This is a genomic window from Aestuariivirga sp., from assembly GCF_965227715.1.
Classification (GTDB): Bacteria; Pseudomonadota; Alphaproteobacteria; order Rhizobiales; family Aestuariivirgaceae; genus Aestuariivirga.
Map to the genome: position 1 here is coordinate 2,024,658 of NZ_OZ245771.1, position 9,674 is coordinate 2,034,331.

A 9,674-nucleotide genomic window follows, 5' to 3' on the forward strand; every position below is an offset into this window, starting at 1 on the left:
GGCGTGCCTTTCTGCCGGTTGACATGTGCGCTATTGGCCATAGTCCGGCTGCAGGTGCAAGCCTTCCGTGCACAGCAGCACATTTCCTGGTTGAGCGCTGCGAAGAATGCAGCTCTTGCGATATGGAACAGATATGCAAGCGTGCGCTTTGATCAGCCAGCACATCTTGCCAGGGAGGAATGACCATGACGCCGAAGAACACAATCTGCATCTGGTATGACAAGGACGCGGAAGCGGCGGCAGAATTCTACGCCGCGACCTTTCCAGACAGCGAGGTGACGGGCGTCTACAAAGCGCCTGGCGACTATCCGTCGGGCAAGAAGGGCGATGTTCTGACGGTGCTCTTCACCGTCTGCGGGATTCCCTGCCTTGGCCTCAATGGCGGGCCGATGTTCACCCACACGGAGGCCATGTCCTTTCAGATCGCCACGGACGACCAGGCAGAGACCGACCGCTATTGGAATGCAATTGTCGGGAATGGCGGCAAGGAAAGCGCCTGCGGCTGGTGCAAGGACAAATGGGGCATTTCCTGGCAGATCACGCCGCGGGCGCTGACGGATGCGCTTGCTGCGGGCGGTGCGGAAGCCGAGCGCGCTTTTGCCGCCATGATGGAGATGACGAAGATCGATGTTGCCGCCATCGAGGCCGCCCGCCGCGGCTGAACGGGCGGGGCTGCTATTGGCCCAGTTCCGCTGATGGCTGCTCTCCACGCGCATTGGCAAGGAGTGCGGCGGCGAGTGCTGCGCGATCGCCTGAATAATCCCGGCTGATGGATGAGCTGCGCTGGCGCACCGCCCAGCGGGCATCAGCCAGCAGTGCCGCCCCAACGGCCTCGGGCAGGTGCCGGCCGCGGATCAGGTCCGACATGCGTTCGGCCAGCGCAAGTGTCGGGGCATTCAGGTCCCCCGCGGTCGCCTGCGGCATGAGAGAGGCATCGACCACGCGCAGGCCCTCAACACCCCTCACCCTTGCATCGGGCGTCGTCACCGCATTGGCATCCGTCCCCATGCGGCAGGTGCCGCAAGGGTGATAGGCACTCTCCACCTTGCGCTTCAGGAAGGAATCGAGTGCGGCATCATCCTGCACCGCAGCGCCCGGTGCGAGCTCGTCCCCGCGGAAGGGCGCGAACACCGCTTGCGCGAAAATCTCCCGCGTGAGGCGCATGCAGGCGCGAAATTCCAGCCAGTCATCGGGGTGGGACATGTAATTGAAGCGCACCCGCGGCAGGCTCTGGGCGGAGGCGTCCCGCAGGCGCACATGCCCACGGCTTTTCGAGCGCTTGGTGCCGACATGGACCTGAAATCCATGGCCCGTTGCAAGGCTCTTTCCGTCATAGGAAATGGCGAGCGGCAGGAAGTGATACTGGATATCCGGATAGACGATCCCTGCCCGGCTGCGGATGTGGCCGCCGCTTTCGAAGTGGTTGGTGGCACCCAGGCCCTTGCGGGTTGCCAGCCACTCCAGCCCGATCCGGGCCTTGCCCCACAGGCTTTGCGTGGGAAACAGCGTGAGGGGCTCGGTGCAGGCCATCTGGATATAGAGTTCGAGATGGTCCATCAGATTTTCGCCCACCTCCGGCGCATCATGGACGACGGCAATGCCGTGCTGCTTCAGTTCGGCAGCAGGCCCGATGCCGGACCGCTTCAGGATCACCGGAGACATGATGGAGCCTGCGGAGAGGATCACCTCGCGCTTTGCGCTCGCCTGCCGCAGCGTGCCATCCGGCAGGCGATAGGACAGGCCCGTCGCGCGGCGGCCGTCGAACAGAATGCGGTCCACCGTGGCGCCGGTGACGACATGAACATTGCCGCGCGCCATGGCCGGGCGCAGATAGGCCCGTGCCGCACTCATGCGCAGGCCGCCCCCCACATTCATTTCCATGGGGCCGAAGCCTTCATGCTGCAACTCGTTCATATTGCGGCTGCGGGCATAGCCGGCCTGAACGCCGGCCTCGACGAAGACCTGATAGAGCGGGTTGCTCTGAAGGCCGCGGTTGATCTTCACGGGGCCATCGGTTCCGCGTAAGGGGCCGCCGCCCTCCACCGCCTCGAGCCTCTGGAAATAGGGGAGCACGTTGGACCAGCGCCAGCCATCGGCGCCGAGCGCCTCCCACAGCTCATAGTCCATGGGGTTGCCGCGCACCCAGCACATGCCATTGATGGCCGATGATCCGCCAAGCCCCCGGCCGCGGGGCAGGTTGACTTCCCGGCCATCCAGACCGGGCTCCGGCTCCGTCCGCATGCCCCAGTTGAAGCGGCTTGTGTTCATCGGGATCGAGAGTGCCGCCGGCATGTCGATGATGACGGCCCTTTCGGACCCTCCTGCCTCCAGCACCAGTATGCGCAGGCTGGGGTCTTCACCCAGGCGGTTGGCCAGCACGCAGCCCGCGGACCCTGCACCGGCGATCACATAGTCATAGGCGCTGCTCTCCGGCATGGCCTAGCCGACGATCACGTAATATTTGAGCAGGGAGCCGGGCTGATGCCAGGTGCCGCGGAAACCTTTGGGCACCAGAAAGGCATCGCCCTTGCGATAGGTGTCGCGGAAGCCCTCGCCCTCCAGCGTCACTTCGCCCTCGAGCACGATCATGAACTCATCGACGGGGTAGTCGTCATAATGCTCGGTATAGGGCCCGCAGCGCCAGATGCCGGCGCGGAGGCCAGCTTCCGGCCGGGAAAAATAGGCGTGATCGCGGCCCATGGGCACGCCGCTCAGAAGCTCGGCATGTTCGAGCGGCTGATCCGGCAGGGTCTGCCAGCCCTCGGGTCCGGTGGCGGAGAGGCGGATGGGATCGGGCATGGCGGCTCCTGTGGGTTTCGGCCACGCGAAACTCGCCGCGCAACACCCCTGGTGACAAGTCAAAAGTTTTCGCCCAGAGTAACTTCAAGTTACGGAACAACATGACAGCTCGCCCCTCTCTCACCGCCCTGCGCGCCTTCGAGGCCGTTGCCCGTCATTTGAGCATTTCGGGTGCGGCGGCGGAACTCAACGTCACGCGGCCCGCCGTCTCCCGCCAGATGCGGCTCCTGGAGGCGGAACTGGGCACGTCCCTGCTGCTGCGCAGCGGCAATGCAATTGATCTGACGGTCGCTGGACGAGAGCTGTTCAATGGCCTGGCGCGCGGCTTCGACATCATCGCCGCCACCACCGAGGCGGTGGGCCGCCGCGCCCGTGAGGGGCGGCGCTTGCGCATTCTCGTGTGCCGGGATTTTGCCTCAAGCTGGCTTTCAGGGCAGATCGGCGCCTTCATGGTGACCAACCCGGGAATCGCAATCGAGATCACGGTCGAAAAGAACGGGCAGTTTCGGCTGGGGGAAGATTTCGACATCCGAATCTTCTACGGTCTGCCCGGCAATCATGCTGCGGGAGGGCTCATCGAAACCGAACTCCTGCGCTGGATCGACATGCCGGTGTGCACGCTGGGATTTTATGAAACGCATCTGTCGGGCGGCCGCACACCCTGCGATGCGCCCCATCTGACCGACTCCAATTACGATATCTGGGATGAATGGTGCAGGCTCACAGGCGTGGAGGCGGGCGGTCCCCGCCGCCGCAACACTGTGTTCAACGAAACCACGCTCTGCCTTTCCGTCGCGCGCTCAGGAGCGGGGCTGACCATTGGCGACAGCTTCCTGGCACTGCCCGCGATCCTGGCGGGCGAGCTCATCACGCCTTTCGCCCGTGGCCTGGTGAGCGCGCAAACCTATTCGCTGTTCACATCGCCAAGTGCCGCGCCCCCCGATGTGGCGCGCTTCGCAAGCTGGCTGAAGGCCGCCGTTTCCGCCTATCAAGACATGGTCGCGCGGGAGCTTTCGGCCAGGGGCATCAGACTGATCGAGCGCTAGTCCACTGTGGTTTCGGGCGCGGCGATGTGAACGGCCAGCAGGCAGCCATTGGGCGTGTGCGAGCAATGCTCGGTGCCGTCCCGCAGCCATACGAGGTCACCCTTGCGGAACACCGTGCCGTCATTCTCGATCAGTTCACCTTCGAGGATCAGGAATTGTTCATGGCCATTGTGGCGGTGGGGGCGCGTCGTCATGCCCGCCGGCATGCGGTAGACGTGAAAGCCAACCCCCAGCGGTTCCTTGTCATTCAGCTGCAGGACGCCGTCTCCCAGCGTCAGGCCGTCATCAAACACGAAAGGCTCAAACGCCGCCTCATAGATATTGGCGATGCGGCGGTCCTCCGGCTTCACTTGCTTCATGGTCGTCTCTTCCTCGCAGGCATGACATCTGGCCGCCAGCATAGGTGGGGGCGCCGGATTTTCAAGTCTTGAGCCAAGGAAGCGCGGTCAAAAAAAGGGGCTGCCAGAATGGTCGGCAGCCCAAGTCCAGGGAGGAAACGTCACTGCCGCCAATGCTCATCGCAAAGGGCAGCAACCATGTTTTTCTAGCACCCGCCTTGCATCCGCACAGCTGAGAAGATCGGAGGTGAAAGGCTAATATTCCTCAACAATGATCGCATGACCGCGGCGCGCGGGCGGCTCACCTCGGCCTGGCCGGTATCGGCCCTCGACGGCATATCAGGCTGCATCGGACACGAGGCGGCATCAGGCATTCAGATTGTAGCTGTCGTAGAGAACTTTCCAGGAGCCCTTCACCTTCTTCCACACGACCAGATATTTCGCGATCTGAACGGTGGTGGTGTAGGGATTGGTGTTCTGTGTGAAGCGCACGATGCCATAGTCCGTGGCGAGCTCGCCGTCCTGCGAGAAGGTGATGGTTTCCGGTGTGAATTCGAGGGCCAGTCCGTCAATGCTGTCCAGCATTGTCTTCCACATCGCCTTGATCTGCGCTGTGCCATGGACGGGGGGCGTTCCCGGCCAGACGAGTGAGCCATCCTTGGCGTAAAAGCCGACAACCGCTTCGAGGTTCTTCGCGGTGGCGGCTTCGCCCCACTGCTTGTCCAGCTTGCGGATCTGTTTGTCATTCGACTCGAAGTTCTTTGCCTTCATCTTGCCGTCCTCCGTTTGGGTTTGAGGGGTGTTGCATCAGCCGTGCTGCGCGGCGGCCGGCCCGAGAGGCGATCCAGCAGCCGGGCCGCTGCGATGAGATCTCCGGTGCCGAAGCCTTCGCTAAACCAGCGATGGATGGGTGCGAGAAGATCAAGCGCCTGTTGACGCTTGCCCTGGCCGTCGAGAAGCTCCGCGAGCGTCATGGCGCTGCGCAGCTCCCATGATTTTGCTTCTTGTGACCGCGCCAGCGCGATCGACCGGCGCAGCAGGCGCTCGGCCTGCGCCTCCTCACCCTGCGTAGCGGCCAGCCAGCCGCGAAGCCGCAGCACTTCGGCGAAGTGGCTGCGCTCTTCGCCCCGCTCGATGCGGGCAATGCTGTCTTCCATCGCCTGCCGCGCGGCCTCGGTCTCCCCCGCCAGCGCCAGCGCCTCACCGCGGAGTGCCAGAAGATAGGCGATCCAGATGCGGTGGCCGGTGGAGGCGAGCCGCGCAACGCTGCGTTCGATCTGCGTGGCAGCCTCGGCATGGCGGCCCGCGCGCAGCCAGGCCACGCCACGGCTGATCTCCCCCATCATTTCGAAGAACAGAGACACGCCATAGCGGCGGCCCACGGCATTGGCTTCATCGGCGCGCCGTTCAAGCTCATCGGGCAGGCGGAGAAAGTCAAAGACTTGTGCGCCCAGCGTGAGCGAGAAGGCGAGGTCGAAGGGGTGGCCGCGGCGTCGCGCATGCTCGTCCCGCGCATCGCTCGCCGCCACCGCCTGGTCCGGATATCCCAGCATCCAGAGGTATTGGCCGCGATAGATCGATTCGCCCGTCAGCGGGTCGGTGTTGGTCTGCCGCACCACATGCCAGTGCTTTTGCGGGTCATACATGGCCTGCAGAAGATCGCCATGGCGGCGGGCCAGAGTGAGTTTGCCCTGCCAGTAGGATGAGCCCGAAATAGCACGATGGGCGACGACCGTCAGGTCTCCGTCGCCCGTCTCTTCGCCCAGAGCCTGCATGCGTTCAGCCCAGCGCAGGGACAGCGCTAGCTGGTCCGTGCACATGGAGTGAACCCAGAGGGCATTGAGAATGGGGAGATAGCTTTCACTGTGGCTTCGCGCGGCCGCGAGCGCCCAGGCGGGCTCAAGCACGGTGCTGAGCTCCGGATGGCCCCAGCCACGCTCCGCCACCAGCACGGGCCCCAGCGCCGCGCGATAGCGGAGTTCCAGCACATCGCGCTCTTCACTCGCGGGCAAGGCCGCGATCTGCGTCAGACCCTTGCGGAGGTGGCTTGCCGCCTCGCTGACGGCAAAGCGCTTCATGGCGATGTCCGCCGCCTTGAGCCAGAGGGGAACGGCGCTGGCCTGTGCGCCGGCCTCCGTCAGATGATGGGCGACGAGTTCCGGCTGGCGTTCGGCCAGGCCAGGATCCTGCTCGGCCAGGAGTTCCGCCACGCGTTTGTGGAGGGTCTTGCGCTGGCTCAACAGCAGTGAGTCATAGGCGGCATCCTGCACCAGCGCGTGCTTGAACACATAGAACCTGCTGCCACCGCGCTCTTCGACATGGGCGAGACCGGAATCGACAAGCTGTGCCAGACCGTCATGGAGCAGCGGCAATTCCCGGGCGCTCCCGAGGGAGGCAAGGAAATCCTGGCTGAAGCTGCGGCCCACCACAGCACCCAGCTGCGCCACGCGCTTGGCCTTTGCCAGCCGGTCGAGGCGTGCGGTGAGCGAGCCGCGGAGCGAGTCCGGCAGAGACACGTTCACCACGCCACCCGCCTGCACATAGCGGTCGCCTTCGGCCACAAGCTGGCCGGACTCGATCAGGGCGCGGGTCATTTCCTCCACGAACAGCGGCACGCCATCGGTTTTCTCGACGATGGTGTTCTCGATTGCCGGTGGAAGCGAGCGGCCTTCGGCACAGCGGCGGATCATCGCGCGGCTCTGCTCCGCGGTGAGGCGAGGCAGCGCCAGCAGGCTGCACTGCGCCGCACCGGCCCAGCGCGGGCAAAACTCCGGCCGGTAGGTTGCCACCACCAGAACAGGCATCTGCCCGAGGCGCGACACCAGCAGGTCGATCGTTTCAAGCGTGGTGGCATCGGCCCAGTGCAGGTCTTCGAAGAGCATGACGGCGGGCGCGGCCGCGCTGGCGGAGGCAATCATCGCCATGAGAATGCGCAGGGTTTCCGCCTTGGCCAACCGCGGGCTTTCGGTGATCTCGCCAAAGCGGTGGGCAAAAGGCACCACCATCAGGGCTGCTATGAAGCGGACGTCGGCCACAGGAAGCCGATGGCGGCCGCAGACCAGCGCTTCGATGCGGTCCAGCCGCTCTCCGGCCGAAAGGCTGCGGTTGAAGCCCATGGTCGATTCGAAATGGGCGATCACGGGAAACAGTGGTGTTGCCAGATGGAACGGCGAACACTGAAAGCGGATCAGGCGGTTGGTGGGCGTCACGATGCGGGCGCAGAGATCCGCGGCGATGCGGCTCTTGCCTATTCCCGGCTCGCCGCTGATGCCGATGATGCGGCCCACGTGGAGCTTGTTCACCTCGTCCCACAGGCCTTCCAGCCTGGTCAATTCATCAGCCCGGCCGACGGGCGCATCTTCAACAGGAGTTGCGGCATCTGCCGGTATGTTTTCCTGTCCTTCCACGCTGTAGACCGGAACAGGCTTCACAAAGCCTTTCAGGATCAGTCCGTCGAGCGAACGATAGCGGAAGGCGCCGCCCGCCAGCTTGCGCACCTTGGAGCTCACCACGAGTGAGCCGGGCTCGGCCGCCGCCTGCAGCCTTGCAGCGAGGTTCATCGCATCACCCACCGCATTCCGGCCCCCAGCGGATACCACCACCGTGCCGCTGGCAATGCCGATCCTGAGTTCAAGCGGGTGCGCCAGGCCATTCACGCCAGACAGAATGTCGAGCCCCGCATTGATGGCACGCTCCGCTTCGCGTTCATTGGCCAGCGGATAGCCGAAAAAGGCGACGATCCCGTCCCCCAGCCGCTGGAAGAGATAGCCCTCATAGCGGGCGAGGCAGACCGCGCAGAGGGCCTCGTAGTCCTTCATGACGGCGCTCAGCACTTCCGGGTCATGCTGCTGGGCGAGGCTGGTGTAGCCCACCACGTCACAGAACAGCACCGTCAGCTGGCGGCGTTGCTCTTCCACCTCCTCACTGCCGGCCGGATCAGGCGTGAGCGCTCTCAGCGCCGCGGCAAGCCGCTTGCGCGCCCCGAAGGGAAGGCCAAGCTCCGCCAGATCCTGTTCGGTCAAAATCCGCAGTGTTGCGAAGTCCACGTCGTTTTCGATGAACAGCGCCTCGTGCTGCTCCAGGCCGTGGAGGCGCAGCCACTGGGAGAGCGCATTCATGCGGCGGAGACCAGAACGCCCTTGCGGCTGAGCCACAAGGCAATCGACACGGCGGTGGCCGCGGGCATATGGCGCGACCAGTTGCGGGCCAGTGCTGCGATGCTTCCTTGGGTGATGCCCGAAATCAAGGGTGCGAGAGGCTGATGGGCGAGAAAGGCCACGGGCTCATCAAGCGCGGGGTGGACGAGGGATGACCTCATCTCCACAAAGGCGCGACCGAGGCACGGCACATCCACAAGCCGGGCGGCAGGCGAAAGCCTGACCTCATGGTCGAGGCCCAAACTTGCTTCCGGGCCCGCAGCGGGAGGTGCAGACCCTGCGCGCGCCGACCAGAACGGGTCTGGCCGGCTGCGTGCGGCAGCGGCGTAATGTGTGCCGGCCCAGGCAGCATGGCGGGCAGCAGCAGCCGACAGGCTGTTGCGGTAGAAATCCTGAGCAGCACCCACCAGATCCCGGCGCCGGAGCAGGGTGTTGGCGACGATGGCGCCTGACAGCGCCGTCTGCACCGCGCGCTGTACGCCGCTGGAAGATATCGGATCGAGCGCCAGCGCGGCATCGCCCAGCCTGATGCTGCGAGGTGTGACCGGCTCCTCCACCAGAAAAGGTGTGGCATCAGTTGCGCAAACTTTTCCCATGGCTTTGGCGCCTTGCAGGCCATTCAGAAGGGGCGAGGATTCGATCAGGCGGCGGTACCGGTCTTCGAGCCCGTCTTCACCCATGTCATGCAAGGTGGCCGGCGAGACAAATGCTTGCGCGGTGTAGCGCCCGCCCGGCAGCGGAATGCCCCAGAACCAGCCGCGCGCGCCTGCTGCGACGGTCGCATGCTGCGGCAGATTTGCACTCTGCCATTCGGCATAGACGGCCAGCGTGCGCGCGCCCATGGCGCGGCGGCGCGCGCCGGCCTGGCCGCTGCGGCCGCGCGCATCCGCAATGAGATCGGTACGGATCAGTTCCTGGCCTCCGCCATGCGCCACGAGAACGTCCCACCCGTGGTCCGACGCCGTCTGCGACACCAGCGTTGCGGGCTGAAGCACGCGCACGCCCTGGCGGATGGCGTGGCTGAGCAACAGCTGATCGAAGCGGCCACGGTCCACCAGAAGCCCCTCTGCCCCCGGCTTCATGCGGACCACAGTGTCATCCTCCCACAGCACGTGCACGTCGCGGGCGGTGGGGAAAGCCTCGCGCTCGACCATGGGCCATGCACCGGTGGCTTTCAGCAGATCCCGCACGCCAGGCGTCAGGGACTCGCCCAGCCGCGGGCGTGGAAAGGCCAGCCGTTCGACCAGGGTCACCTCGGCACCAAACTCCGCCATGCGGGCGGCGAAGCTCGCACCTGCCGGACCCCCACCGATGACAAGCACGCTTGGCATGTG

At 64.9% G+C, this 9,674-nt stretch carries 8 protein-coding genes; 2 read left to right on the forward strand and 6 right to left on the reverse strand.

Annotation, left to right across the window (positions count from 1 at the left end):
• Positions 1–185: 185 nt before the first annotated feature.
• Positions 186–662 carry a VOC family protein gene (locus tag ACO06F_RS09540; protein ID WP_421696447.1) on the forward strand — a complete coding sequence of 159 codons (477 nt, stop codon included), beginning with the start codon at positions 186–188 and terminating at the stop codon, positions 660–662.
• A gap of 13 nt (positions 663–675) precedes the next feature.
• Here ACO06F_RS09540 and ACO06F_RS09545 read toward each other — a convergent pair whose 3' ends face one another.
• Both ACO06F_RS09545 and ACO06F_RS09550 read right to left on the reverse strand, forming a co-directional pair.
• A complete protein-coding gene (locus ACO06F_RS09545) occupies positions 676–2,436 on the reverse strand; it encodes a choline dehydrogenase (RefSeq protein WP_421696448.1) in 1,761 nt (586 codons plus the stop codon).
• A 3-nt stretch (positions 2,437–2,439) separates the two neighbouring features.
• Positions 2,440–2,799, reverse strand: a complete 360-nt coding sequence (locus ACO06F_RS09550) for a cupin domain-containing protein (protein ID WP_421696449.1) — start codon at positions 2,797–2,799, stop codon at positions 2,440–2,442.
• A 101-nt stretch (positions 2,800–2,900) separates the two neighbouring features.
• On the opposite strand from ACO06F_RS09550, the gene ACO06F_RS09555 reads away from it, so the two are divergent.
• Positions 2,901–3,845, forward strand: coding sequence for a LysR family transcriptional regulator (locus tag ACO06F_RS09555; protein WP_421696450.1), 945 nt, complete (start codon positions 2,901–2,903; stop codon positions 3,843–3,845).
• On the opposite strand, the gene ACO06F_RS09560 is transcribed toward ACO06F_RS09555, so the two are convergent.
• From ACO06F_RS09560 to qhpG, 4 genes are all read right to left on the reverse strand, one after another.
• Entirely contained in the window at positions 3,842–4,204 is a 363-nt protein-coding gene (locus ACO06F_RS09560; RefSeq protein WP_421696451.1) for a cupin domain-containing protein, read from the reverse strand. The genes ACO06F_RS09555 and ACO06F_RS09560 overlap by 4 nt on opposite strands.
• Positions 4,205–4,549: 345 nt before the next feature.
• On the reverse strand, positions 4,550–4,954 hold the full coding sequence (locus ACO06F_RS09565) for a YybH family protein (protein ID WP_421696452.1): 405 nt from the start codon (positions 4,952–4,954) through the stop codon (positions 4,550–4,552).
• The gene (locus ACO06F_RS09570) at positions 4,951–8,301 is read right to left on the reverse strand and encodes an AAA family ATPase (protein WP_421696453.1); all 3,351 of its coding nucleotides are present in this window, start codon (positions 8,299–8,301) and stop codon (positions 4,951–4,953) included. Before ACO06F_RS09570 ends, ACO06F_RS09565 begins: the two co-directional genes overlap by 4 nt.
• Positions 8,298–9,671, reverse strand: a complete 1,374-nt coding sequence (qhpG, locus tag ACO06F_RS09575) for a flavin-dependent monooxygenase QhpG (RefSeq protein WP_421696454.1) — start codon at positions 9,669–9,671, stop codon at positions 8,298–8,300. The genes ACO06F_RS09570 and qhpG overlap by 4 nt, the downstream gene beginning before the upstream one ends.
• Between the last annotated feature and the right edge of the window lie 3 nt (positions 9,672–9,674).

Bases quoted from the DNA above. Each gene is read 5' to 3' on its own strand.
- ACO06F_RS09540 (WP_421696447.1), top strand. From the start codon at position 186: ATGACGCCGAAGAACACAATCTGCATCTGGTATGACAAGGACGCGGAA.
- ACO06F_RS09545 (WP_421696448.1), bottom strand. From the start codon at position 2,436: ATGCCGGAGAGCAGCGCCTATGACTATGTGATCGCCGGTGCAGGGTCC.
- ACO06F_RS09550 (WP_421696449.1), bottom strand. From the start codon at position 2,799: ATGCCCGATCCCATCCGCCTCTCCGCCACCGGACCCGAGGGCTGGCAG.
- ACO06F_RS09555 (WP_421696450.1), top strand. From the start codon at position 2,901: ATGACAGCTCGCCCCTCTCTCACCGCCCTGCGCGCCTTCGAGGCCGTT.
- ACO06F_RS09560 (WP_421696451.1), bottom strand. From the start codon at position 4,204: ATGAAGCAAGTGAAGCCGGAGGACCGCCGCATCGCCAATATCTATGAG.
- ACO06F_RS09565 (WP_421696452.1), bottom strand. From the start codon at position 4,954: ATGAAGGCAAAGAACTTCGAGTCGAATGACAAACAGATCCGCAAGCTG.
- ACO06F_RS09570 (WP_421696453.1), bottom strand. From the start codon at position 8,301: ATGAATGCGCTCTCCCAGTGGCTGCGCCTCCACGGCCTGGAGCAGCAC.
- qhpG (WP_421696454.1), bottom strand. From the start codon at position 9,671: ATGCCAAGCGTGCTTGTCATCGGTGGGGGTCCGGCAGGTGCGAGCTTC.